The 24,496-nt window shown below is 67.1% G+C and carries 21 protein-coding genes; 9 read left to right on the top strand and 12 right to left on the bottom strand.

Annotation, left to right across the window (positions count from 1 at the left end; all coding sequences use genetic code 11):
- Nucleotide 1: 1 nt before the first annotated feature.
- The 4 genes from Q8T13_20605 to Q8T13_20590 are packed head-to-tail and all read right to left on the bottom strand — an operon-like array spanning nt 2 to nt 6,218.
- Nucleotides 2–1,483 (bottom strand): proton-conducting transporter membrane subunit, encoded by a 1,482-nt coding sequence (locus tag Q8T13_20605; GenBank protein MDP3720171.1) that lies wholly within the window; start codon nt 1,481–1,483, stop codon nt 2–4.
- Complete coding sequence (locus Q8T13_20600; protein ID MDP3720170.1) at nt 1,480–1,824, bottom strand: Na+/H+ antiporter subunit C; 345 nt, start codon at nt 1,822–1,824, stop codon at nt 1,480–1,482. Before Q8T13_20600 ends, Q8T13_20605 begins: the two co-directional genes overlap by 4 nt.
- A gap of 1 nt (nt 1,825) precedes the next feature.
- Nucleotides 1,826–4,525, bottom strand: a complete 2,700-nt coding sequence (locus tag Q8T13_20595; protein ID MDP3720169.1) for a Na+/H+ antiporter subunit B — start codon at nt 4,523–4,525, stop codon at nt 1,826–1,828.
- A 4-nt stretch (nt 4,526–4,529) separates the two neighbouring features.
- The gene (locus Q8T13_20590; protein ID MDP3720168.1) at nt 4,530–6,218 is read right to left on the bottom strand and encodes a sigma 54-interacting transcriptional regulator; all 1,689 of its coding nucleotides are present in this window, start codon (nt 6,216–6,218) and stop codon (nt 4,530–4,532) included.
- A 165-nt stretch (nt 6,219–6,383) separates the two neighbouring features.
- Here Q8T13_20590 and Q8T13_20585 point away from each other — a divergent pair, with 165 nt between their 5' ends.
- The 3 genes from Q8T13_20585 (at nt 6,384) to Q8T13_20575 (ending at nt 9,488) form a co-directional block, all read left to right on the top strand.
- Nucleotides 6,384–7,925, top strand: coding sequence for an FMN-binding glutamate synthase family protein (locus Q8T13_20585; GenBank protein ID MDP3720167.1), 1,542 nt, complete (start codon nt 6,384–6,386; stop codon nt 7,923–7,925).
- Nucleotides 7,926–8,246: 321 nt separating this feature from the next.
- Nucleotides 8,247–8,522, top strand: a complete 276-nt coding sequence (locus Q8T13_20580; GenBank protein ID MDP3720166.1) for a hypothetical protein — start codon at nt 8,247–8,249, stop codon at nt 8,520–8,522.
- 69 nt (nt 8,523–8,591) lie between these two features.
- Nucleotides 8,592–9,488: a universal stress protein gene (locus tag Q8T13_20575; protein MDP3720165.1), complete on the top strand. Its 897-nt coding sequence runs from the start codon at nt 8,592–8,594 to the stop codon at nt 9,486–9,488.
- Between the two features lie 6 nt (nt 9,489–9,494).
- Here Q8T13_20575 and Q8T13_20570 read toward each other — a convergent pair whose 3' ends face one another.
- Genes Q8T13_20570 through Q8T13_20555 form a run of 4 tightly spaced genes read right to left on the bottom strand, consistent with a single transcriptional unit; the run spans nt 9,495 to nt 12,781 of the window.
- Complete coding sequence (locus Q8T13_20570) at nt 9,495–10,181, bottom strand: trimeric intracellular cation channel family protein (protein ID MDP3720164.1); 687 nt, start codon at nt 10,179–10,181, stop codon at nt 9,495–9,497.
- Between the two features lie 24 nt (nt 10,182–10,205).
- A complete protein-coding gene (locus Q8T13_20565; GenBank protein ID MDP3720163.1) occupies nt 10,206–10,952 on the bottom strand; it encodes a glucose 1-dehydrogenase in 747 nt (248 codons plus the stop codon).
- A 43-nt stretch (nt 10,953–10,995) separates the two neighbouring features.
- Nucleotides 10,996–11,877, bottom strand: coding sequence for a universal stress protein (locus tag Q8T13_20560; protein ID MDP3720162.1), 882 nt, complete (start codon nt 11,875–11,877; stop codon nt 10,996–10,998).
- A 28-nt stretch (nt 11,878–11,905) separates the two neighbouring features.
- Nucleotides 11,906–12,781: a LysR family transcriptional regulator gene (locus Q8T13_20555; protein MDP3720161.1), complete on the bottom strand. Its 876-nt coding sequence runs from the start codon at nt 12,779–12,781 to the stop codon at nt 11,906–11,908.
- Nucleotides 12,782–12,913: 132 nt separating this feature from the next.
- On the opposite strand from Q8T13_20555, the gene katG reads away from it, so the two are divergent.
- Entirely contained in the window at nt 12,914–15,127 is a 2,214-nt protein-coding gene (gene katG, locus Q8T13_20550; GenBank protein MDP3720160.1) for a catalase/peroxidase HPI, read from the top strand.
- Nucleotides 15,128–15,178: 51 nt separating this feature from the next.
- On the opposite strand, the gene Q8T13_20545 is transcribed toward katG, so the two are convergent.
- From Q8T13_20545 to Q8T13_20530, 4 genes are all read right to left on the bottom strand, one after another.
- Nucleotides 15,179–16,891: a M28 family metallopeptidase gene (locus Q8T13_20545; GenBank protein MDP3720159.1), complete on the bottom strand. Its 1,713-nt coding sequence runs from the start codon at nt 16,889–16,891 to the stop codon at nt 15,179–15,181.
- 48 nt (nt 16,892–16,939) lie between these two features.
- Complete coding sequence (locus tag Q8T13_20540) at nt 16,940–18,406, bottom strand: Xaa-Pro peptidase family protein (protein MDP3720158.1); 1,467 nt, start codon at nt 18,404–18,406, stop codon at nt 16,940–16,942.
- Nucleotides 18,407–18,491: 85 nt separating this feature from the next.
- Nucleotides 18,492–19,394: a transcriptional activator NhaR gene (gene nhaR / locus Q8T13_20535; protein ID MDP3720157.1), complete on the bottom strand. Its 903-nt coding sequence runs from the start codon at nt 19,392–19,394 to the stop codon at nt 18,492–18,494.
- Nucleotides 19,395–19,473: 79 nt separating this feature from the next.
- Nucleotides 19,474–21,945, bottom strand: coding sequence for an HAD-IC family P-type ATPase (locus Q8T13_20530; protein MDP3720156.1), 2,472 nt, complete (start codon nt 21,943–21,945; stop codon nt 19,474–19,476).
- Between the two features lie 244 nt (nt 21,946–22,189).
- On the opposite strand from Q8T13_20530, the gene Q8T13_20525 reads away from it, so the two are divergent.
- The 5 genes from Q8T13_20525 (at nt 22,190) to Q8T13_20505 (ending at nt 24,496) form a co-directional block, all read left to right on the top strand.
- Entirely contained in the window at nt 22,190–22,450 is a 261-nt protein-coding gene (locus Q8T13_20525; GenBank protein ID MDP3720155.1) for a hypothetical protein, read from the top strand.
- Between the two features lie 9 nt (nt 22,451–22,459).
- Complete coding sequence (locus Q8T13_20520; protein MDP3720154.1) at nt 22,460–22,732, top strand: HAD hydrolase family protein; 273 nt, start codon at nt 22,460–22,462, stop codon at nt 22,730–22,732.
- Complete coding sequence (locus Q8T13_20515; protein ID MDP3720153.1) at nt 22,705–23,724, top strand: fumarylacetoacetate hydrolase family protein; 1,020 nt, start codon at nt 22,705–22,707, stop codon at nt 23,722–23,724. The genes Q8T13_20520 and Q8T13_20515 overlap by 28 nt, the downstream gene beginning before the upstream one ends.
- A gap of 122 nt (nt 23,725–23,846) precedes the next feature.
- Nucleotides 23,847–24,074 (top strand): type II toxin-antitoxin system VapB family antitoxin, encoded by a 228-nt coding sequence (vapB, locus tag Q8T13_20510; GenBank protein MDP3720152.1) that lies wholly within the window; start codon nt 23,847–23,849, stop codon nt 24,072–24,074.
- A gap of 11 nt (nt 24,075–24,085) precedes the next feature.
- Complete coding sequence (locus Q8T13_20505; GenBank protein ID MDP3720151.1) at nt 24,086–24,496, top strand: type II toxin-antitoxin system VapC family toxin; 411 nt, start codon at nt 24,086–24,088, stop codon at nt 24,494–24,496.

Below are 24,496 nucleotides of genomic sequence, written 5' to 3'. Positions count from 1 at the left end.
GTTAACCCCCACCTCCGAGCACTGCCCGGATGTACTGATCGCGCTGCAGCAGTTGGTGCGCCGCCCGTAACGCGACGTCGAACAACGGCCCCGCCCAGAAGGTCATCGCCAGGGTCACGACGCTCAGGCCGCCGATGACGAACAGCAGCGGCGTGCCCGGCGTGGTGGTGTCGGCCGTGCCAGGCCCCGGCGCCCAGAAACCCTCGGCCCACACGCGTCCCATCGAGATCAGGGTCAGCAGTCCGACCGCCAGCACCATGCCTCCGACCCAGTACGCCCCGGCCGCGAACGTGCCTTGCACGATCGCGAGCTTGCCGAGGAAGCCAGACAGGGGTGGCACACCCGCCAGCGAGAAGATGGGCACCAACGCCAACGCGGTCAGCACCGGATGTTCGCGATACAGCCCGCCGAGCGACGCCATCTCGGTGGTGCGCCGCAGGCGCAGCATCACGCCCCCGACGAGGAACAGGTTGGTGATGACGACGATGTGGTGGATCACGTAGAGGATGGCGCCGGCCAGCGCCGCCGGCGTCAGCACGGTAAGGCTGGCGGTGGTGTACGCGATGTGCCCGACCAGGTTGAACGAGAGAATGCGGCGGAAGTCGCGCTCGCGCTGCGCCGCCACCAGGCCGATCACCATGGTCGCAAGCGACATCATCAGCAACAGCGTGAACAGCCCCTCGGGGCCGTCCTGGAACAACAGCGTGAAGATCCGCATCAGCGCGTAGACGCCGACCTTGGTCAGCAGGCCGGCAAACAACGCGCCGACCACCGCCGGCGGCGCGTGATACGACGCCGGCAGCCAGAAGAACAGCGGAAACAAGCCGGCCTTGATGCTGAACGCCATCACGAACAGCACGGCCAGTACCGTGTCCATTCCCGTTGAGCGCAGGCTCGGCCAGACCCTGGCGAGGTCCGCCATGTTGAGCGTGCCGGCCGCGCCGTACAGCAGGCCCAGGGCGGTGAGGAAGATTGACGAAGCGAGCAGGTTCATCGCGACGTACTTGAACGCGGCCTCCACCTGCGGGCTGGTGCGGTGCAGCGACATCAGCACGAACGACGCGACCAGCATCACCTCGAACCACACGTACAAGTTGAAGAAGTCGCCGGTCAGGAACGCGCCGCACACCCCCATCAGGAGGACCTGGACCAGCGGGTAATAGCCGAAAGCCTCGCGCCTCGGGTCGATGCCGGCGAAGGCCGCGGCGGCGACCGCGACGGCCACGATGCCCGCGGCCACCACCAGCATGGCCGCCAGCAGATCGGCGACCAGCGTGATGCCGAACGGCGCCGGCCATCCGCCCACCTGCAACACCTGGATGCCGCTCGATTCGACCTGCCGGAACAGCACGATCGCGCTGCCGAGCAGCAGGAGTGAGCCGGCGAGTCCAAGCCATCGCTGCAGCAATGGCCGCGACGGCGCCAGCAACAGGACAATCGCCGTCGCCAACGGCACCACGATTGGGAGGACCAACGACCTCATGGCGTCCGGCCGACCTCGTCCACGTCATCGGTCCCCGCGGTGGCATGCACCCGGTGCGCCAGCACCAGCAGGAAGGCGAGCAAACCGAAACCGATCACAATCGCGGTGAGGACCAGTGCTTGCGGAACGGGATCGGCGTAGGGCTCTGCCAGTGCCACCGCGCCGGCCGGAATGACGGGCGGCCGGGACCGCGTGAGGCTGCCGGCGGAAAAGATCAGCAGGTTGGTCCCGTTCGACAGCAAACCCAGCCCGATGATCAGCTGCGCCAGGCGGCGGCGCAGCATCAGGTAGATGCCGGCGGCATACAGAACACCAGAGGCAATGGCCAGCAGCGCTTCCAACCTAGGACTCCTCCGCCAGGCCGAAGATCATCATCAACACCACGCCCGCGACCACCAGGAACACCCCGATGTCGAACATCACCGGGGTGCCAAGCGCCACGGGCCCCTGCAGCCACTGCGCCGTCAGGAAGGGTTGCCCGCGAAACGCCGCCGGGACGCCGCTGACGGCCGCGATCAGCAAGCCGGCGCCGAGCAGGGTCATGGGCTGCACCAGCAGCGCGCGACGGGCCCGCGCCACGCCGTGGGCGATCAAGTACAGCGCGAACGCCGCCGCCGCGACCAACCCGCCGACGAACCCGCCGCCGGGTTCGTTGTGGCCGCGCAGCAGCAGGAACACGGCAAACAGCAGGAGCAGCGGCATGAGCAGGCGGGCGGCGGTGCGGAAGATCGGCGAGGTATCAAACTGAATCGGACGCGATTCGGGTTCGGCCGGCCCGGCGGCCGACATCCGCATCAGCGCGCGAACGCCGATGGCGGCGGTGGCCAGCACCGTGATCTCGGCCAGCGTGTCGAACCCACGGAAGTCAACCAGGATGACGTTCACGATGTTCCGGCCATGGCCGAGCGTCGGCGCGAACCTGACAAAGTACTCTCGCAGCCCAGGCGCGGTCTCGGTCGTCGACACCAGCAACACCATCGCGCCCACGAAGGTGCCGATGCCGGCGGCGATCGCGGCGTCGCGGGAGCGGACCAGCGTGGACGACAGCGCATCCAGGTTCCTGAAATGCCTGAACACCAGCACGAAGATCAGCACCGTGAGCGTCTCGACCGAGAACTGCGTCATGGCCAGGTCGGGAGCGCCATAGATCAGGAACGTCAGGGCCACGCCGTAACCGACGACGCCCAGTGAGAGGACCGCCGCCATGGTGGAGGTCGCGACCGCGGCCGCGATCGCGCCCGTCATGATCACCACGATCACGATGAGTTCGTGCCAGCGGATGCTGGTTGGAGCCGTCGGCAGGTGGAGACCGGGTCCGCCGACGAGCGCCGTCCCCCCGACGACCATGGTCGTGGCCACAATCACCATCACGTACGATCGCAGCGAGGCGCTATGCAGGAGCGGGCCGATCACCCGGCTGACCGCATCCAGGGTCGAGAGGGCCCCGGTGTAGAGCGCCTCGGTGCCGACGGCCGGCCGCCGCGCGACGCGACGAATGCCATCGCGCCAGGCGTAGGCGGCAGCCACGCCGAGCAACGTCAGCCCACCGAGCCACACGACCGGCGACCAGCCGTGCCATACCGCCAGCGACAGTTCGAACGGCGCCCCCAGGGTCGCCCCCGCCGCGGCGGAGAGCGGCGCGTTCAGGATCCCCGGCGCGAGGCCGGCGATCACGCCGCCGAGCGCCAGGATGAACGGCGGCAGCCACAGCCGCCACGGCGGTTCATGCCCCGTCTCGCCCGACGCGGCACCGCGAAACGGCAGCACGCCGGCCACGAGTCCGGCCAGGCCAAGGCCAATACTGGCAGCCACGGTCAGTGCCAGCAACCACACCGACCCGCCCCCGCCATGAAGCAACGCTTCGTAGGCCCCATCCTTGGCCACGAAGCCAAGCATCAGCGGCACACCGGCCATCGAGAGCGCGGCGGCGCCGCCCGCCATAGCGGTCAGCGGCATCGATTTTCGCAATCCCGCCAACACCGTGATGTCACGCGTACCGGTTTCGTGGTCGATCGCGCCTGCCACCAGGAACAGCGCGCCCTTGTAGCAGGCATGTGCGACCAGGTAGACGAGCGCGGCCGCGATCGCCTCGCGGGTGCCCACACCGAGGAGCATGGTCAGCACGCCGAGCGCGCTGACCGTCGAGTAGGCAAGGATGCGTTTCAGGTCGGTCTCCGGTACCGACCGATAGGCGCCAAGCAGCATGGTCGCCGCGCCCACGGCCGTGACCGTCGTCGTCCACAACGCCGTCGCGCCAAGGATCGGCGTCATCCGCGCGATCAGGTAGACACCAGCCTTCACCATGGTGGCCGAGTGCAGATAGGCGCTGACCGGCGTCGGCGCCGCCATCGCGTTCGGCAGCCAGAAATGAAACGGCACCTGCGCCGACTTGGTGAAGGCGGCAAGCAACACCAGCGTCGCGATCACGGCATAGAGCGGATGGGCCGCGACGGACAGCTCGCTCGCGGCCATCGCCGCGAGACTGCTGGTCCCGGTCACCCCCGTCAGCAGCACGCCGGCGCCAAGCAGCGCCAGGCCGCCGGCGCCCGTCACGATCAACGCTTGCAACGCCGCCGATCGCGCCTCGGCCCGTTCGTGCTCGAAGCCGATGAGCATGAAGGAGGTGAACCCGGTCAACTCCCAGAAGACGAACAACGTGATGATGTTGTCGCTCAGCGCGACGCCAAGCATCGCGCCCATGAAGGCGAACAGCGACGCATAGAAGCGACCCGCCTGAGGGTGGCCGTCGAGGTACTCGCTGGCGTAGAGGATGACCAGGGTCCCGATGCTGGTGATCAGCAGCGCGAACAGCAGCCCCAAACCGTCGAGGTGGAACGACAGCGACAGCCCGAGCGACGGCGCCCACGCCAGCTCGACCACACGGCTGGCGGTCTCCATGACTGCGCCAAATTCGGCCGCCAGGGCCACGGCGAGAAGAGCCGGCCAGGCCGCCGTGAAGGGCGCGGTGCGGGGATAGCGGCTGACGAGCCATCCCGCGATCAGCGCGACGGCAAATGGCGAAAGGATCAGGACCGTGATCAAGGGGCTATGCGTTGATACCGTACTGTTTCATTTTTCGCCACAGCGTGACGGTGCTGATCTTGAGCGCCTCGGCCGCCTGGCGGCGATTGCCGCGATACCGCTCGAGCGCACGCTCGATCATGACCCGTTCCTTGTCCTTGAGCGCCAGGCTGTCCTCGGTGGTTCGCGATCGCGTTTTCTTCAGCACCTCCGGCGGCAGTTCCCGCACCTTGATGCTCGACCCGCGCGCCACAATCACCGCGCGTTCGATGGCATGCTCGAGCTCGCGCACGTTGCCAGGCCAGCTGTAGCTCATGAGTGCCGTCATGGCATCCGCGGAGACCGTGTGGACGTCTTTCTTCATGCGCGCGGCGGCCCGCCGCAGAAAGGCGTGCACCAGCGCAGGAATGTCCTCACGGCGATCGCGCAATGGCGGAACCGTGATCACGAAGGCGCCCAGGCGGAAGTACAGGTCCTCGCGGAACGTGCCGGCCTCGACGCCGGCCCGCAGGTCGCGATTGGTCGCGGCCACGACGCGGGCATGGACCTTGATGTTGCGCTCGGCCCCGACGCGCCTGATCTCGCGCTCCTGGAGCGCGCGCAGGAGCTTGGCCTGGACGGTCGGCGCGACCTCGCCGATCTCGTCGAGGAACAAGGTGCCGTGGCCGGCCACCTCGAACAAACCCGGCTTGTCGCGCACGGCGCCGGTGAACGCCCCCCGCACGTGGCCGAACAACTCGGATTCGAGCAGCGTCTCGGTCAGGGCGGCGCAGTTGATTGACACGAACGGGCCCGCGGCGCGCGCGCTCTGATCGTGAATCAGGCGGACAATGAACTCCTTGCCGGTGCCACTCTCGCCGTAGACCAGGACCGTGGTGTCGAGCGGGGCCACGCGTCCGGCCAGTTCGAGCACCTCCTGCATCGCGGGGCTCCCCGCGATGAAGTGTTTCGAGGCAGCGTGGCGGGCAAGGCGCTCGCGCAGCAGGTCCAGCTCCCGCTCACGCTTCGCGACGTGCCGCTCGCGACGCTCGAGATCGTTCAGTTGCTGGCGAACCGCGTCCCTGACCCGCTCGACCTGCTCGGCCAGGTCCGCGCCTCGAAAATCGAACCGCAGCGACTCCAGGTCGTCATCGTCCCAACTGGTCGCGTCCTTGCCGACCACCGAGCACCGGGCCGCGCCCTGCGCCAGGCATTCATGCTCGCGGTAATAAATCTCCTGCCCGAAGCAGGCACTGGCATAGCCACTGGCGTAGCCGGCCAGCGACCAGCAGACCGGCAGGTCGCTCTGGCCATAGTGATGAACGTGCTGCTCGGCGGCATAGGAATCGTGCCAGGACACTTCCTCCTCGAATCGCCCCGACCCGGGATCGTGCTCCAGCCGGCGGCTCTCGGTCCGGACAATTCCCTCCAGCCGGTGAAGAACGGCACCCGCCCTCAGGCCTTCAACCGGCGTCGCCCAGTTCGAGCGATCGCGCAGGCTCACGGCGTCGTGGTACCCGTCGGCGTACCCGAACCGCAAGATCAAGCGCCGGGCCGTCTCGAGCCCGAGGGTCGTGATCAACTCCTTGCTGAGCAGGCCCATGGCCGCCGCGCTCAGAATGACGACGCGCTGCTCGTGAAGCCGGATGATCCCCCGGTCGGGGCGAAAGTCGAGGACGGTCTGGAGGTTGAGCTGCGTCAGGTCCATCGGCTCGTTCTTGCCAGTTCGTTTCACATCAGGCCCAGGCCAATCATATCGCCGGGAACGGCGCCGGTGGCGTCTGAGATTTCAACTTGAAATGCCGCGATTCGTCTTGAAAGCGCCCGCCGACTACCGCGCAACCCCACATTCATCACAGAACTTGATGGAACAAATGTTGCTTTGTGATGGGTCGTGAACATGATGTGGGTGGCGCTCGGCGTTCTTGTTTTCGGTGTGGCCGCGATCGCGGTTCGCGATCTGACGCAGCGCCGCCACGCGGTGACGCGAAACTTCCCGGTGATCGGTCACCTCCGCTACTTCCTCGAGGAGATGGGGCCGCCGCTGCGGCAATATTTCTTTGCGGGTGACCGCGAAGAGCGGCCGTACAACCGTGTCACGCGGTCGTGGGTCTACGCGTCTGCCAAGGGGCAAAACAACCTGATTGGATTCGGCTCCCAGGTTGATCACAACGAACCGGGGCGGATGCACATCGTGCCGTCGCTGTACCCAACCCTCAAGTCCGCCGATGCGACCGGGGCCGATTTGCCGCGTCCGAGACTGATCGGCGCGAAGCGGGCGCAGCCCTACCAGCCCCGGCGATTCGCCAACATCTCGGGCATGAGCTACGGCGCCCTCTCGCCCAACGCGGTCCGCGCGCTCTCGAGGGGCGCCCGGATGGCGGAGGCCTACATGAGCACCGGCGAGGGCTCGCTCTCGCCCTATCACGTGGAGGGCGGCGCCGACATCCTGTACCAGATTGGGCCGGCGAAGTTCGGCTGCCGCACACCCGACGGCCGATTCGACGACGCCAAGGCCGCCGCGATCCTGGCGCTGCCGCAGGTGAAGATGGTGGAGATCAAGCTGGCCCAGGGCGCCAAGCCCGGGAAAGGCGGGATGCTGCCGAAGGAGAAGATCACCAGGGAGATCGCCGAGATTCGCGGCATCCCCATGGGTATCGACTGCCAGTCACCGAACCGCTTCGAAGAATTTGACGATGCCGCGTCGCTGCTGGACTTCATCGAGCGGGTTCGGCGGCTGACGGGAAAACCCGTCGGACTCAAGATGGTGGTGGGCGCCGCCGCTGAAGTCGACGAGCTGTGCCGCGAGATTCGCCAGCGCGGCGATGGCCCCGACTTCATCGCCGTCGACGGCAACGAGGGCGGCTCCGGCTCTGCGCCGCTGGCGTTGGCCGACTACGTCGGCCTGCCCCTGGTCGACGCGCTCATTGCCGTCGACAACGCGCTTCGTCGCGAAGGATTACGCCACGACATTGCCCTGATCGCCTCGGGCAAGATCGCGACCGGCGGCGACGTCGCCACGCATCTCGCGCTCGGCGCGGATCTCGTTCACATCGGTCGCGGGTTCCTGTTCTCGATTGGCTGCATCCAGGCGCTGCGCTGCCACACCAACACCTGCCCGGCAGGTGTCACCACGCAAAACCAGTGGCTGCAATCGGGACTGGATCCGGCGGACAAGGGCGTCAGGGTCGGCAACTACGCGCTGGCGCTCGAGCGCGACCTGCAGATGATCACGCACGCGTGCGGGTTGACCCATCCCGGTCAACTTCATCGCGGCCACGTCGTCATGAACATCTCGCCGGGCGTCAGAAAGTCGCTCGCCGATCTGTTCCCGTACCCGACGACCCGTTCGCAGCCGGCCAGGACGGCCTGGCGAAACGCGCCAGACCAGCCTGTGGCTCTGGGCCGGACATTGCAAATGGAAACGCTCGTTTCAAAGTGAAAGCCTCCTCGACCGGGAATCAGCCTGATTCAGCCTGATTCAGGCTGGCCCGCAACTTGCTGTGTATGTGGCAGAGCATCAATCATGTCGCTGCCCATCACGAGAATGCCCGACACCAGCCTTTGCGGGGGCGGTGTCGGCAGCGACACCGCCTGTTCCACCCGCCGTACCTAACGGCAACAGCACCCGGTCCAACCTGACTCGCCCACCTGCCGCGGTATACGCGGAGGTGGGCAAGCGTACAGCTGCGCGGACCACTCTGACTAACGCGGTTCGAACGTTTCAGCCAGCGGCACGCGGTGCCGCACGAGGTGATTAGAGATGAGTCCGTATGCCATTGCCGGTTTGGGAAATGACACCACCGACGCCGACTCGTTGCGCGCCCGCCTGGTGGCGTGGCACGACGCGATGGTGAACCACGAGCGCCGCCTGCGCTTGAATCCGACCGCCGACCTCTGTAACGACGAGTGCCCGCACGTCGAAGCGGCCACGCTGTGGCGGGAAGCCGCGGCGACGCTCGGCGACAAGGCGAGCGAGTTGACGTTTCTGCGAACGCGCGCCCTCGGCGCCGGGACGTCGCCGAACCGGGAGGGCTAGGCCGTGAACGGCATCAAGGAAACCCAGTCGTCCGAAAGGAGCCCGATCGTGACCACGCTTCATCGTGTAATGACCGCCGTCGATTTCTCGAAGCCCGCGCGGGCGGCCTTCGATCACGCCGTCGCGCTCAGCCGCGTGCATGACGCCGAACTCACGGCCGTCCACGCCGTGCCGACCGACCGGGGATTCGGATGGGAGGCGCGCGAGCGCACCGCGCTCGTCGCCTCGTTGCGCGCCGCCGCGCAAGCGGCCGGGGTGCGCTTCAAGGTCAGCGTGCAGCACGGCGATCCGGCCGGCGTGATCCTGCTCCACGCGAGCGCGCGGCGGCCCGATCTGATCGTGTTGGGGACGAGCGCGCGATCGGCATTCGACCGGTTCCGGTTCGGATCGGTGGCCGAGACGGTAGCCTTCGCAGCGACCCAACCCGTCCTGGTCGTGCCGGCGGCGTCCGACCAGGTGACCGACGCGACGGCGCCGTTCAAGAACATCCTGGTGGCGGTTGACTTCGGCAAGGGCTCGAGCGAGGCCGTCGAACGAGCACTCGCCATGGCGAAGGGGACCAGCCGGGTCACCGTGGTGCACGTGCTGCCCAGTGTGCCACCCGAGAGCGTTTCGCGCTATGCGTATCACTTGATGGAGCCGGAGTATCAACGGCAACTCGCCCGCGACGCGTGGCGCCGAATCCCGGCGATCATCCCGGCGAATGCCTCGACCTCAGGTCGTGTTCATGCCCGCGTGGTGACCGGCCACACGGCCGCGGCGATTTCGCGCGTGGCGAACGAAACCAATGCCGATCTGATCCTGATGGCCGTCACGGACCGTAGCGCCATCGGACGGCTGGTCTTCGGATCGACGACCGCCCGCGTGATGCGGACCGCTGGACGTCCAGTGCTCGCAGTTCCGCCACGCGCCAACGGAGCCGGGGGGCCCGTCCGCGACGGGGCCCGGCTCGCGGCCGCGGCCTGATCGCCGCTAGTCTCCCCGGGCCTCCTGCGAGGGGCTCTTCCAACGCTCCCGCTTGGTCGATTCCCGGAATACCGGCAACGTCCACCCGTACCAGATCGCCAGGCCTCGCACGGTGAAGACCGCCGCGAAGCCGGCGATCATGGCGGCCAGGCGATCCACGCCCGCTCCATTCAGCGCGACGTAGGTACAGGCACCCAGCACCGAGGCGGTGATGTAGATCTCGTGGCCCAGCAGGATCGACGGGACGTGACCGATGGTGTCGCGAATGATGCCACCGACCGAGCCGGTAACCGCGCCCATCGCGATCGCCACCAGCGCCGGCGCGCCGACATCCGCCGCCTTGACGGTTCCGGCGATGGTGACGAGCGCCAGGCCGAAGGCATCGAACCAGAGGTAGGTCCGGTAGCGTGACTCGACCCGCGGCGCCACGAAGTGCATCACGACCGCGGTGACGAGACAGGCCGTGACGTGGACCGGGTTCTGGACCCAGAACACCGGCACGTCCAGGATCAGGTCCCGGACGGTGCCGCCGCCGACACCGGTGATGACGGCGAACCACATGAACCCCATCACGTCCATGCCCTTGCGCGACGCGACGAGCGAGCCGGAGACGGCAAACACCACCGCCGCGAGGATGTCGAAGAACTGGACCAGGCGAAACAGGTCTTCGGAGTCGATCAAGGGGGTGGGCACGTGGGCTGTCCACTATGACAGGGTTCAGACCGCCGTGTATCCCCCGTCGACGAGGTAGTACCCGCCAGTAATGAAGGAGGCCTCGCTCGAGAGCAGGAAACACACGAGCGGCGCGACTTCATCCGGCCGTCCCAGCCGCCCGAGCGGATGCCTGGCGACCAGTCCGGCCTTCATCTCAGCGGGCAGGCCCGCGAGCAGCGGCGTCTCGATGTACGCGGGGCCGACGCAGTTCACGCGCAGTCCCTTGGGGCCGTACTCGGCGGCGGCGTTCTTCGTGAGCCCGACCACCCCGTGCTTCGCGGCGGTGTACGCGCCATTGCCGATGGCCGCCACGGTGCCATGAATGGATGCCATGTTGACGATGGCGCACTCGGCCGCACCGGTCGTGAGCATGGCCGGAATCTGGTAGCGCATGCCGTAGAGCACACCGTTCAGGTTGATGTTGATCACGCGCTGCCAATCCGCCAGATCCACTTCACCGGCCGGCGCCTGTGCGCCGCCGATGCCGGCATTGTTGACGGCATAGTGAAGCGCGCCGTAGGCGTCGAGCGCGTAGTTCACGATCCGCTCGGAGTCTTCGGGTCGGGCCGTGTCGTGCTGGACGGCGCTGGCGGTGCCGCCAGCCGACTGGATCTCGCCCGCGACCCGCTCGGCGCCCTTCAGGTTGATGTCCGTGAGCACGACCTTGACCCCGCGCGCACCAAGCATCTTGCCGATCGCTTCACCGAGTCCAGAGCCACCGCCGGTGACGATTGCCACTTTGTTGGTCATCGCATCCCTCCCTGCCTTCAACTCCGTACAGAAGTGCGGTCCGTCACCGCACGATCAAGACCGGCGCCGGACTGCGGTCCAGTGCGCCCTCGGCGACGCTGCCCAGCAACAGTCGCTTGAGGCCCGTCACGCCTCTGGCACCCACCACCAGCAGGGTCGCATCCGTGTCAGACACCGCCGCCAGCAGGCTCTTCAACGGGTCGAGCGTGGTGATCCGCGCCTGCGTCTTCCAGCCGGCCGCCCGAAGCGTGTTGCCGGCGGTGGCCAGTTGCGCGCGCGCGGTGGCGAGCCGGCGCCGGTTGATGCGCGCCACTTCGGCCGCGACCTCACCGCGGACATCCGCGGGCAGCAGGCTGTTCGACGTCGCCCGCATGGTGTCGGCAGCGGTAACCAGCGTGACGCGGCCGCCCGTGGGCACTTGCAGGCGGGCCACCAGGTCGACGGCGCGCCTCGCCGGTGCTGAGCCGTCAAACCCAATCACGACGTTCTGGATCTGCGACACCGCGCGCCTCACGACCAGCACCGAGCACGGTGCGCTGCGAACGACACCACGAGAAACGCTGCCGGCCATCAAGCGCCGGACCGCGCCGTGCCCGCGCCACCCGAGCACGATCACATCGGCGCCTACCGCCTTCGCGCGCGTGACAATCGCATCGACCGGCAGTCCTGGGATGACCTTGGCCCGAACGTCCGGCCAGCGCCCGCGCAGCGCTTCGACCGTGCTCTCGGCCACGATCTCGGCCGCTCGATCCAGGCTGGCGCGCACCGATGGGCGGGCCTGGTGGTCATCGCGCCCTCGTGCAATGGCGACGAAGGCCCGCGTCGCCTCGGGCCAGGGGAAGCGCCGCGCGCTCACCACCGCCGCCGTCGCCGACAAGGAACCATCAGAGGCAACTAGAACGTGGAATTCTTTGGGCCGGGCCATATCGTCCTCACAGGAAGAGCTTACCTGTTCAGCCCGAAGGCTCCGAGAGAAACTGCACGAACCGCTTGAACAGTTGGGTCTGGTAGTGCATCCGGTTCCAGGCAAGCGCGACGGTCCGCGATGGCTTGTCACCACCGAGCGACCGGTAGACGCGGCCGCGATCGCGCCCCTTGGGTACCGCCATCGCCGGGATCAACGACACGCCCAGTCCCAGCCGCACCAGCTCCAGCACGGTCAGCAGTTGGTGGCTCTTCGCGGTAATCAAGGTCGATACCGCATGCCGCTCGCAGAAGCTCATCGTGTTCCGGGTGAGGCAGTGCGCCTCGTTCAGGACCACGAACGGTTCGGACGCCAGGTCCTTCAAGCCCAGCTTCGGCTTCTTCGCGAGCGGATGCCGGCTCGGCAGCACGGCCAGCAGTTCTTCGGTGAACAGCGTCTTCGTGTGCACGTGTTCGGCTTGGATCGGCAACGCCACGATCGCCAGGTCGGCATCGCCTTCGGCGAGCAGTCGCAGGATGTTGCTGGTGGTGTCTTCGACGATTTCAACTTGCGCCTGCGGGCATTCCTTCGCGAAGCGGGTCAGCAACGCGGGCAGGAAGTACGGCGCGATCGTGGGGATTGCGGCCAGGACGATGCGGCCGGAGTCCGGGGTGTCGGCCACGCGGGTGCGGGCGTCCTCGGTCAGGCTGAGGATCTGGTCGGCGTAGCGCCTGAAGAGCCGGCCGGCCTCGGTCAGCCGCACCCCGCGGCCCAGGCGCTCGAGCAGCGGCTGGCCGAGTTCGCGCTCGAGCTTGGCAATCTGCTGGCTGAGCGACGGCTGCGAGACGTGGCAGGCCTCGGCCGCGCGGGTCACGTTGCCGAGCTCGGCCACCTTGGCGAAGTAGCGCAGCTGGTGCATCTCCATCGGTCTGAAACCTCTCCGGATAAGGAATAGGCCGAGCCTATGGCAGCAATCGTATCAAAGCCTTAGACCTATTCTTCGCGCGCCTCTACCGTTGGTAGTGTACGAACTTTCGTTCGCGCCAGGAGAGAGTCCATGAAGAAGCGCCTGATTACCCTGCTCGCCGCTTGCGCGGTGGCAGCGCTCCCGCTCGTGTCCACGCATACCGTGTATGCCCAGGGCGAGCCCAAGCCCAACCAGTTCTGGTGGCCCGACCAGCTTGACCTGTCGCCGCTGCGACAGCACGCCGCCAAATCCAACCCACTGGGCGATCAGTTCGACTATGCGAAGGCGTTTGCCAGCCTCGACCTGGCCGCGGTCAAGCAGGACATCGCCAAGGTCCTGACCACCTCGCAGCCCTGGTGGCCGGCCGACTACGGCCACTACGGTCCGTTCTTCATCCGCATGGCCTGGCACAGTGCCGGCACCTACCGCGTGTCCGACGGCCGCGGCGGCGCCGGCGGCGGCCAGCAGCGCTTCGAGCCGCTCAACAGCTGGCCCGACAACGCCAACCTCGACAAGGCGCGGCGGCTGCTGTGGCCGGTCAAGCAAAAGTACGGTCAGAAGCTCTCCTGGGCCGACTTGATGGTGCTGGCCGGCAACGTCTCGCTCGAATCGATGGGCTTCAAGACCTTTGGCTTTGCCGGCGGCCGCGAGGACGAATGGGAGCCGGAGCTGGTGGACTGGGGTCCCGAGAAGAAGTGGCTGGCCGACGAACGCCACACCGGCGACCGGATGCTGGCCAACCCGCTGGCCGCCGTGCAGATGGGGCTGATCTACGTCAATCCCGAGGGCCCGAACGGCAAGCCTGATCCGCTGGCCGCTGCCCGCGACATCCGCGAGGCCTTTGGCCGCATGGCGATGAACGACGAAGAGACGGTGGCGCTGATTGCCGGCGGACACACCTTCGGCAAGGCGCACGGCGCGTATGCGCCAGACAAATGCGTGGGCCCCGAGCCGGCGGCGGTGGGCATCGAGGGTCAGGGCCTCGGCTGGGAGAACAAGTGCGGCAAGGGCAACGCCGGCGACACGGTGACGAGCGGCCTTGAAGGCGCCTGGACGTCGCGGCCGATTTCGTGGACCTCGGAGTACCTGACCAACCTCTTCGCCTGGGATTGGGTGCAGACCAAGAGCCCCGCCGGCGCGACGCAGTGGATTCCGGCGAACGGCCAGGGCGCGACCCTCGTGCCGGATGCGCACGACCCCTCGAAGCGGCATGCGCCGATCATGTTCACCACCGACCTGGCGCTGCGGTTCGACCCGAGCTACGGGAAGATCGCGAAGCGCTTCCAGGAAAACCCGGAGGCGTACCGGCTGGCGTTTGCCAAGGCGTGGTTCAAGCTGACGCACCGCGACCTCGGTCCGCGGGCCCGCTACCTCGGTCCGGAGGTCCCGCGCGAGGATCTGATCTGGCAGGACCCGCTCCCCAGGATTGAGCGGCCGATCGACGTGAAGGACGTGGCGCAGCTGAAGGCCCAGATCCTGAAGTCGGGCCTGACCGTTCCGGAGCTGGTCCGGACGGCGTGGGCATCGGCGGTCACCTTCCGCAACACCGACATGCGTGGTGGCGCCAACGGCGCGCGCGTTCGTCTCGCGCCGCAAAAGGACTGGGTCGTCAACAATCCCGCCGAGCTGGCAAAGGTAGTGAAGACGCTCGAAGGGATCCAGGCGGGCTTCAACAAGGGCAAGCAGCAGGTGTCGCTCGCGGACCTGATCGTGCTCGGCGGCAGCGCGGCGATTGAGCAGGCCGCGAAGAATGCCGGCGTGACGATCACCGCGCCGTTCACGCCGGGACGCGCCGACGCGTCGGACGCGCAGACCGACGTGCCCTCGTTTGCGCCGCTCGAACCCACCGCCGACGGGTTCCGGAACTACTACGGCCCCGGCCAGCGCCAGTCGCCGGCGGAACTGCTGATCGATCGGGCCAGCATGCTGAGCTTGTCGGCGCCCGAGATGACGGTGCTGGTCGGCGGCATGCGCGTGCTGAACGCCAACGCCGGCCAGGCGGCCCACGGCGTCTTCACCAGCCGGCCCGGAACCTTGAGCAACGACTTCTTCGTGAACCTGCTCGACATGTCCACCAAGTGGACCAAGTCGGCCTCGACTGACGGCCTCTACGAGGGTGTCGATCGCGCGACCGGCAAGGTGAAGTGGACGGCGACCCCGGTTGACCTGGCGTTCGGCTCGAACTCGGAGCTGCGCGCCCTGGCCGAGGTCTACGCGTCAGACGATGCGAAGGAGAAGTTCGTGCGCGACTTCGTGGCGGCATGGCACAAGGTCATGAACCTCGATCGCTTCGACGTGAACTAAGTGGTGACGCGAGACGTGCCTCGAGGCTCGAGGCACGTCTCGTCCGGTCTTCTAGCGCGCCGCCGCGCTAAACAACTGGCCGAAGAAATCGCCCGGGTTCCACGTCGGCCGCGCCGTCTCCTGCGCCACCAGCCAGCCGGTCAGGAAGTTGAGCCGCGCGTGCGCCGCACCGGCCTCGAAGTCGAAGGCCTGGTTCATGTCGTCATTGGGCTTGTGATACACGTCGCGGCGATACGCCGCGTTGATCTGCCCGCCATCCCGCGCCGGGTCGCCGGTCGTGAATCCGCTCTTGATGAACAGCGACGGAACGCCCTGCCGCACGAAGCTGAAGTGGTCGCTGCGGATGAACAGCACCTGCTCGGGAATCGGGTCCTCCGCCAGGGCAATTCCCAGGTGCTGCGCCGCCTTCGTGACCGGCGCCATCAGCGACGAGTGCTGCGCGCCGTAGGGCACGATGTCGAGCAGCGGGTGGAACAGGAACGGCATGTCGAGCGTCATGTCGGCCACGATCGATTCGCGCGGCACCGTCGGGTGGCGCGCGAAGTAGTCGGAGCCCAGCAGGCCCCGCTCCTCGGCGGTCACGAACAGGAACAGCGCCGAGCGCCGGCTCCTGGTCGGCAGCGTCGCCGCGGCATGAGCGATCTCCAGCACCACCGCCACACCGGACGCGTTGTCGTGCGCGCCGTTGTAGATGTCGTCGCCGTTCATCGCGACGCCGCGACCGAAGTGATCGACGTGGGCGATATAGACCACGTGCTCGGCCTGCAGTTGGGGATCGCTGCCCTTGACGCGTCCGACCAGGTTCGCGCTGTCGATGTCCTTGCGGGTGCTGCTGGTGGCGATGGAGACGCGGGTGGCCAGGTCGAACGCCTGCGGCTTGCTCGCGGCTGCGGTCTTGAAGATCTCCGCCAGAGGCGTAGGCGCACCGGTAAACAGGGCCGCCGCGCCCGAATGGTTCAGGGATGCCGACCCGCGTAACGCCGCATCGCCGCGGCTGGGCTGGCCCTGCGCATTGACCCAGGCGAAGCTGCCCTGCTTGCTGGTGGCGACGCTGACATCCCAGCGGAAACGCGGATCGTCGGGCGAGGTGAAGCTGATGGTGCCAATGGCCCCGCGCTTCACGGCCTCGGCATCCTTCACCGCTCCCGACGAGTAGTAGGCGCGTTCGTTGCTCGGCAAGCTGGCCGGCGCGCCGCTGAGGTACACCACCACCTTGCCGGCCAGGGTACCGGCGCCCGCGTAGTCGTCGTAGCCAAGCGCCGGCGCGCTGACGCCGTAGCCGACAAACGCGACCGGCGCGTCATCAATCGTGACCTTCTCGCGCAAGTGATCGGGCGCGAGCATGTAGTCGACGCCGTAGGCGAGCGTTTTGGTGCCGGCCTTCGAGGTCACCTTCAGGAAGCTCGCGCCCTCAACCACCGAGCTGTTCCGGAGCGGCACGCGCTGCCGGAATCCGCCGTTCTCGCCCGCGGGCTCGACGCCGTAGGACTTCAGCGTGGTCTCGACGTAGTCGAGCGCCTTGTCGTACCCCGCCGTCCCCAACCCCCGCCCCTCGAGCGCATCGTCGGCCAGCGTGCTCATGTGCTGCTTGATGAGGTCGCCCTTGATCGCGTCGAGCGCGGAGCGGACACCCGGGTCGTCAAGGTTGGTGGAGGCAACCCCTTCCTGGGGTTGCCTGGCGACTGAATCCGCACCTTGGCAGCCACTGACCAGCGCCAACACGGCGAGGCCAAGAACAATCTGCAAACTGAGACACGCGCGCATGCTGTCGTCCTCTCTGAATCGTTGAACCACTGTCACGCCTCCGCCGGCCTACCGCAGTCGCGGAACTCGCGCCAGCAGCCCGTCCTGTTGCATCACCGCCTCGATCTCCTGCGGCGTGCTCGCGAGCGACGCCGTGAAGTTTTCCATGCCGTCCTTCGTGATGACGATGGTGTCTTCCATCCTGACGTAGAGCTTCTCGTCGGGGATCCACATCATCGGGTCGATGGTGAAGACCATGCCCTCGCGAAACGGCTGCCCCCAGATCACGCCTGGATCGTGCACCGTCATGCCCACGGGATGCTGCAGGTGGCCGCGAAACGTCAGCATCTCTTCGGCCGCCTTGCGGTGAGTGGCTTTCGCGAACTGGGTCCGGGCCAGCACCGGCTCCATGTCGCGGCGCGCCAGCACCAGCACCTCCTCCGGCGTCACCCCTGGTTTGATGTGGCGGAAGAACGCGGTCCGGTATTCGAGAATGAAGTCGGCCAGCGTGCGCTGCGCCTCGGTATGGGTGCCGCTCACCGGCCACATGCGGGTGACGTCGCTCGTGTAGTACCGCAGGTCGGGCGCGTAATCCATCAGCACCATGTCGCCGGCCTTCAGCGGATCGAGGTTGCGCGAATAATGGCCCATCCAGGCGTTGGTGCCACCACCGGCGATCGGGTTGTAGCCCTCGAAGCGCGACCCGTTGGCCAGGAAGGTGAACCGCGCGGCGGCGGCCACTTGATACTCGAACACGCCCGGACGCGTGCTCTTCATGGCCTCCAGCAGTCCCAGTCCAGCCAGCACCGAGGCCTGCCGGATGAGCGCGATCTCGCGCGGGCTCTTGATCATTCTCAGCCCGTCGAGAATCGGCGTCAGGTTGCGGCGCTCGAGCGAGGGATACCGCTCGTCGAGCAGGCGCAGGAAGTGCGCCTCGCGCGACGGACGCCCGTCCCACGGGTCAGCGGCGACCCCGGCCTGGTGGCCGAGCATTTCGTCGCGGCTTTGCGCCTCGCCTTCGGCGGGGCTGAAAGGCACATACAGCACCGGCCGCGGTCCGCGCAGCATGGTGTTGAAGGTCTGGCGCGACAGCAACTCCACGGGCGCCACATCGTCCACGCCGGTGAGCCGCTTGACCTCGGCGTGGTCCTCGGCCGACCAGACGGTGCCGGTGCTGCGTTCGAGAGCCTCGTTGCGATGCGACAGGTAGAGGATCGCGCGGCGCGTCCGGCCGTCGAGCACGAGATACGCATGCGGGCTCTCGAGTCCGCTCAGGTAGTAGAACTCGTTGGACTGCCGAAAGACCTTGAAGCCGTCCACCCCGGGCGCGCCCTGGATGAGGGCAATGGCCTGCGGGCCGATGGCGTCGAAGACCTGGTTGCGCCGGGCGACGAACTCGCCGGCGGGAAAGTCGTCCTGGAACGGCGCGACGCCCTGGCCGCGCAGCAGCACGGCCGACGCCAGCATCAGCGCCGCCAGGGCGGCGATTCGAATGTTCGGCGCGACGGCCGGACGATGCAGTCTACGTGGGTTCATGGGCGCCCTCCTCGGAGCACGGGTTGATAGCCACGAGAGTTGCACGGGCACCAGCCGCTGGCTCGCGCGGTATCAAGTGAAGTAGTCAGACGAAGTACTCGTCACGCGCATTCTGGCAGATGGCGACCGCACCCGGGTGCCGCAAGCGCTGCTCGACCGAGATGGCGTAGAAGCGCTGGCGCAGCGAGGGGATGGCGCCCACCGGCCGCAGCCCGTAGTTGGCGCGCACGTCGGCTTCCATCACGCTGGGGCCGGCGAACACGCCGTGACCGCCGGCGGCCAGCACCTGCAGCAGACTGCTGTCGTCGATCTCCGCGACCACCTGTGGCCGGATCCCCTGGGCATCGAACCACTGCTCGATCCCGCGCCGCAGGGCCGCGTTGACGCCGGGCACCAGGAACCGTGCCCCGTCCAAGGAGCGGGGGAACCTCCGCTTCAGGGACGCGGCGAGCCGCGGCGAGCCATAGATCGTCGTGCCACAGTCGCCGAGGAGGTGATTGAAGAGCTTCAACGGAGAACCGACGCCGGCCGGCGCATCGGCCAGCACCAGATCGAGCGCATGCATCGACAACTCGTCGAGGAAGTCGGTCAGCGAACGGTCCTCACGACAGATCAATCGCAGCGGTCCGTCCATCCGAAGTGCGGGCTCCAGGAGCCGCTGCACCATCGACTTCGGCAGGAAGTCGGTGACGCCAATCGCGAGCCGCATGACCTGCGGGGTCGATCGCCGCTTGACGACGTCCATGAACTCCCGTCCCAGTCCGAAGATGTCGTTGGCATAGCGAAACGCGACCTGCCCGACCTCGGTCAGGGCCAGTCCTCGACCGGCGCGCCGGAACAGCTTCTCCCCAATGATGTCTTCGAGCTGGTGGATCTGAGCGCTGATGGTCGGGTGCGTCAAGCGCAACTCGCGACTCGCGGCGGCGACGCTACCGGTTCGTCCCACCACCCAGAAGTAGTACAGGTGGTGGTAGTTCAGCCACTCCATGGTCTGGCCACTATACGTCGGTTGGCTCTACGTTACACGGTGGCCCATGGGCGATTGATTCGACGGAAGACACCTTGTCTCAGTGGCGGCTGCCCCCACTCCGCCGCCACATCACGTGACTAACGACCTCGGCGACCGCCCACGTCATTAGGACGCCACCGCCCACCCAGATGAACGCGTCGGCACCCAGCGGTTCGAGTCCCAGGAGCAGACGAAGGCTTGGCACCAGCACGGTCGCCACCTGCAGGACGATTCCGAGCACGACGGCCAGGTGCAGCCATCCATTGACCAGCGGCATGACCTGCACGTGGCGGGCGGGATACGCGAACACCAGCTGGGCAATGGATTCAAAGAGAAAGACCAGCGTGCGTGTCACCGCCACGCTGAAGCCGTAGAGCGGCAGGCTGAAGAGCAACGCCCCACCCGTCGCGGCCTTGACGACCCCGGTGACGACGATGAACTGGAGCGAAGCACGGTCGAGCAGCGGCGCCTTGGGATCACGAGGGGGCTGCGCCATCAGGCCGGGATTGCGGTCGAGCGCCAGCGCCAGGGCCGGCGGGCCATCGGCCACGATGTTGATCCACAACAGTTGCACCGCGGTCAATGGAAGCAGGAGGCCTCCGGCGGGATCCTTCAGATCCAGCAAGTACGAGCCGACCACGCCGCCGACCACCAGCAACACGAGCGCGAGGTTGGTCGAGAACAGGAAGCGAACGAACTTCTGGATGTTCTCGTAGATGCCGCGGCCTTCCTCGATGGCCGCGACAATCGTGGCGAAGTTGTCGTCCAGGAGCACCAGATGCGCAACTTCTCTGGACACGTCGCTGCCGCGCAGTCCCATCGCGACACCGACATCGGCGCGTTTGAGAGCCGGCGCGTCGTTGACGCCGTCGCCGGTCATGGCCACGACTTCGCCGGACGCCTGCAACGCCTCGACCAGCCGGAGCTTGTGCTCGGGCGCGACGCGAGCAAAGACGTTCGTGCTGTGCACGGCGCGCTGCACCTCGTCTGCCGACAACTCCTCGAGGTCGACGCCCGTCATCACCCGGCTCGGCGGGATGCCGACCGCAGTCGCCACGGCCAGGGCGGTGGCGGGGTGGTCGCCGGTGATCATGACGACCCGAATGCCGGCCGCCTGGGCTCGGCGAATCGCGTCGGGCACCTCGGGCCGTGGCGGATCCCACAGCAGGACGAGGCCGAGGAACTCGAGACTCTCGTCGCCGTCGCCCGCACGGGTGGCGAGCGCCAGCACCCGAAAGCCCTCGCCCGCATAGCCGTCTGCCTTCTCCTCCCAGCTGCGTCGCTCCGCGCTGCTCAGATCGGAGCGCGCCAGCAGGACCTCGGGGGCACCCTTGAGGAAGCTCACTCGGCCGCCGCCGTCGTCCACCGTGACCCGCATGTATTTGTGCCGGCTGTCGAAGGGCAACAGTCCCCGCCGGGGATGGCGCTTGACGATTTCCCCTGCATCCAGCCCCGCGGTGCGGGCGTAGTCGAGCAGCGCCAGCTCGAGGGGATCGCCGGCCCCGGTCACCAGGTCCGCGTCGTTGGCCAGGACCATCGCCATGAGCGCCGTCGCGCGGTCGACGGTGTCGAGGTCCTTCACGAACATCCGGTTCTCGGTCAGCGTGCCGGTCTTGTCGGTGGCGATCACCGTGACCGACCCGAGCGCCTCCACGGCCGAGAGCCGGCGCACCACCGCCTTCCGCTTCGCCATGCGCTCGACCCCGAGCGACAGGGCCAACGTCAAGACCGCCGGGAGCCCCTCCGGGACGGCGGCGACGGCGAGCGCCACCGCGAACAGCAACACATGGCCGATGCCGGAAAGCCCCTCGACATAAAGCCCGCCCAGCGTGATCGCGACCGCGAGCACGAGAACGGCCTTCGCGACCTGCGTGCCAAACACGCCCAGGCGTTGTTCGAGCGGGGTCTTGCCGGCCTCGATTCCGCCGATCATGACGGCCAGGCGGCCCATGGCGCTGTTGGCGCCGGTACGCGTGATGGCCACGTAGCCGTGTCCGCGGACTGCCAGCGTGCCGCTGAAGACTTCGTCTTCGAGCGCCTTTTCGACGGGCAGGGACTCGCCCGTCAGGATCGACTCGTCCACCAGAATGCCCTGGGCATCGACCAGCACGCCGTCGGCGGCAATGCGATCACCGGCCTCAACCCTGACAACGTCTCCCGGAACGAGCTCGGTGGCCGGCAGACGGGTCAGCTTGCCGTCACGCAGGACCCACACCAGTGACGCGGCGAGTTGCTTCAGCCGCTGCAGCGCGGCTTCGGCCTTCCCTTCCTGATACACGCCGAGACCCGCGTTGAGTAGAAGAATGCTGCCGATCGCAAGGCTCTCGACGGCGAGCCCGTCAGCGCCTTCGAGCGTCCAGATCACGAGGTCGATGACCAACGCCACCAGCAGGATGTAGATCAGGGGACTCTCGAACTGACGGGCGAAACGTCGCCACCACGGGTCGGGGGTCGGTTCTGGAAGGGAGTTGGGGCCCGTGGTCTCCAGACCCGACGTGGCCTCGGCTGTCGACAGTCCGCGCGTGGGCATGGCCGTCATGGTGATTCGCGAGTCCCTACAGGTGCCCCACCCTTGGTCAATATTCCGATATTCCGAACAACGATCACGTGTACATGCACGACGACCCGTCGAGCAGCTCTACGGGTTCCGGCGAGATTATCGGCTGGTGGGACCGGATGCGCCAGCACCACTATTGTGCGTCGGAATGCAGTTTTCAGCCACCTCCGAAAGCCGGTTGCGGTGTTCGGTCTCGTCGTGTTCAAGGGGAGTACCAATGCCCGTCACACTCGCGCCACAGGTCGCCAGCCATCGCCCACGCCCGACTCCGCCACCGGAGGAGCAGTACGTTCGTCTCGTGCGTCGTATCCAGGGCGAGTATCTGGAGATGCCCGGGCTAAGGCTCACGTTCGCTCAAGCATGTCGCTTGTGGGCCCTCGACAGTTCGACCTGCCGCCGGGTGTTGCACGATCTCGTCGCCGCCGGGTTGGTGGTGGTCTCCGAGCGTGGCCTCTATGTCAGGCGAACGACCGCCTGACGGTTTGACGTGAAGCTCTTCTCGCTGGCGCTCGATTACGACGGCACCCTGGCGCACGACGATCGACTCGATCCCGCCGTGCGTGACGCGATCGCGCTGGCCCGCAGGCGAGGGATCACGGTCCTGCTCGCGACCGGCCGCATCCTCGAGGACCTGCGGCGCGTCTCAAGAGCCTTCGGAAGCCTGGTTCGCTCGACTAGAATTGCCGCCATCGGCAGCTGCCGCCGCCATGGCGCCAGGCCCAGGGAGACGACATGTATTCAGACCGCCGCACGTTCTTGAAGTCCACCGCCGCCGGGGTGGTCTCGGCCACTACCGCGACGCTCGCGTCGACGGCGCCCATGACAGCGCAGGCCGAAGCGGCGCGAACGGGTGCTTTTGAAATGCCGCGCAACATGACGCTGCTGAACCTGCGCACCGCCGCCGGGCCCAGGCTTGGCGTGAAGCTGCCGAAGGGCATTCTCGATGTGGCAGCGGCCGCTACGCGGTACCAGCTGCCGGCGCCGGTGGACACGGACGACCTGCTGCAGAACGGCAAGGGCGGCATGCTGGCGACGCTGGTGGCGGCGGCGGCCGATGGTCCGGCCAGTCGTTATCTCCAGGAGAGTGCCGTGCAACATGCGCCGCTCGTCACCCGTCCCGAGAAGATCATCATGATGGGCTTCAACTACCGGCGGCATGCCGCCGAAACCGGCACGCCCATCCCGGCCAATCCGACGCTCTTCAACAAGTTCAACAACACGCTGAACCATCACGGCGGCACGATCGTGCTGCCCACCGCGGCGGCGAAACAGTTCGACCACGAGATCGAGCTGGTGATCGTGTTCGGGCGCGAGTGCCGCAACGTGTCGGAGGCCGACGCGCTCAACTACGTGGCCGGCTACTGCACCGGCAACGACTTCTCGGCGCGCGACCTGCAGTACCTCACGTCGCAGTTCATGATCGGCAAGACCTTCGACGGGTTCGCGCCGCTTGGTCCGCACCTGGTAACCAGTGATCTGGTGGGCGATCCCAATAACCTGCGGCTCGAATGCCGGATCAACGGCGAACAGCGGCAGGACTGGAACACCAACGACATGATCTTCAACTGCCGGCAGCTGATCAGCTTCGCGTCGCGGATGATGACCATCAAGCCCGGCGACATCATGTTCACCGGCACGCCGCACGGCGTGATCTTCGGCAAGCCCAAGGGCGAACAGGTGTGGCTCAAGCCGGGCGACCGGGTGGCCTGCAGCGTCGAGAAACTCGGCGAGCTGGCGTTCAGCCTCACCTGAGGCTTGGGGCTTGGGGCTTGAAGCTTGAAGCTTGGGGCTTGGGGCTTGGGGCTTGGGGCTTGGGGCTTGGGAGGTTTGCCATATCCCATACGTATATGGCATAATTCGCTGGGAGTTTGATCATGGCCCGAACCGCGAAGGTCTTCATGACCAACCGCAGCCAGGCGGTGCGCCTGCCGAAGGACTTTCAATTCGCCACGGATGAGGTCCTGATCCGCAAGGTCGGCGACGACGTCATTCTCTCGCCCCGGCCGCGCGACTGGCAATCCTACCTAGAGACTGCTCCGGCAGCGTCTGACACCTTCATGGAGAATGTCGAGCACCTGCCGGTCCAAGAACGGGAACGTTGATGCCCCGTTTCATGCTGGATACCGACATCTGCTCGTACGTCATGAAGCGGTCGCACCCGGTGGTGCTCAAGCGACTCCAATCGGTGCCCGTCAGCGACGTTTGCATGTCCGTGGTCACGAAGGCAGAGCTGATGTACGGGGTTGAAGTCTCCCCTCGGCGCGCACAGGACGCGGCAGCACTGGCAGCCTTCCTGCCCTACGTCGATGCGGTAGCACTCGACGAAGACGCTGCGCTCCACTACGCGGAGATCCGGGCCGAGCTCAAGCGCAAGGGCGCGATGATCGGCGCCAATGACCTCTTCATCGCTGCCCATGCGCGGGGTCTGGACCTCACGTTGGTGACGAACAATACCGCCGAGTTCGAGCGGGTGAGCGACCTCTCGATCGAGAACTGGACTATCCCGCCGCGCCGCAGGAAGTAG

It is taken from the genome of Acidobacteriota bacterium (genome assembly GCA_030697165.1).
Classification (GTDB): domain Bacteria; phylum Acidobacteriota; class Vicinamibacteria; order Vicinamibacterales; family UBA2999; genus 12-FULL-67-14b.
This window is presented reverse-complemented; position numbering and strand designations above follow the sequence as displayed.

Excerpts from the sequence above, each read along its gene's own strand:
- Q8T13_20605 (MDP3720171.1), bottom strand. The coding sequence starts at position 1,483 with ATGAGGTCGTTGGTCCTCCCAATCGTGGTGCCGTTGGCGACGGCGATT.
- Q8T13_20585 (MDP3720167.1), top strand. The coding sequence starts at position 6,384 with ATGATGTGGGTGGCGCTCGGCGTTCTTGTTTTCGGTGTGGCCGCGATC.
- Q8T13_20580 (MDP3720166.1), top strand. The coding sequence starts at position 8,247 with ATGAGTCCGTATGCCATTGCCGGTTTGGGAAATGACACCACCGACGCC.
- Q8T13_20575 (MDP3720165.1), top strand. The coding sequence starts at position 8,592 with ATGACCGCCGTCGATTTCTCGAAGCCCGCGCGGGCGGCCTTCGATCAC.
- Q8T13_20565 (MDP3720163.1), bottom strand. The coding sequence starts at position 10,952 with ATGACCAACAAAGTGGCAATCGTCACCGGCGGTGGCTCTGGACTCGGT.
- Q8T13_20560 (MDP3720162.1), bottom strand. The coding sequence starts at position 11,877 with ATGGCCCGGCCCAAAGAATTCCACGTTCTAGTTGCCTCTGATGGTTCC.
- Q8T13_20555 (MDP3720161.1), bottom strand. The coding sequence starts at position 12,781 with ATGGAGATGCACCAGCTGCGCTACTTCGCCAAGGTGGCCGAGCTCGGC.
- katG (MDP3720160.1), top strand. The coding sequence starts at position 12,914 with ATGAAGAAGCGCCTGATTACCCTGCTCGCCGCTTGCGCGGTGGCAGCG.
- Q8T13_20545 (MDP3720159.1), bottom strand. The coding sequence starts at position 16,891 with ATGCGCGCGTGTCTCAGTTTGCAGATTGTTCTTGGCCTCGCCGTGTTG.
- Q8T13_20540 (MDP3720158.1), bottom strand. The coding sequence starts at position 18,406 with ATGAACCCACGTAGACTGCATCGTCCGGCCGTCGCGCCGAACATTCGA.
- nhaR (MDP3720157.1), bottom strand. The coding sequence starts at position 19,394 with ATGGAGTGGCTGAACTACCACCACCTGTACTACTTCTGGGTGGTGGGA.
- Q8T13_20530 (MDP3720156.1), bottom strand. The coding sequence starts at position 21,945 with ATGCCCACGCGCGGACTGTCGACAGCCGAGGCCACGTCGGGTCTGGAG.
- Q8T13_20525 (MDP3720155.1), top strand. The coding sequence starts at position 22,190 with ATGCCCGTCACACTCGCGCCACAGGTCGCCAGCCATCGCCCACGCCCG.
- Q8T13_20515 (MDP3720153.1), top strand. The coding sequence starts at position 22,705 with ATGTATTCAGACCGCCGCACGTTCTTGAAGTCCACCGCCGCCGGGGTG.
- vapB (MDP3720152.1), top strand. The coding sequence starts at position 23,847 with ATGGCCCGAACCGCGAAGGTCTTCATGACCAACCGCAGCCAGGCGGTG.
- Q8T13_20505 (MDP3720151.1), top strand. The coding sequence starts at position 24,086 with ATGCTGGATACCGACATCTGCTCGTACGTCATGAAGCGGTCGCACCCG.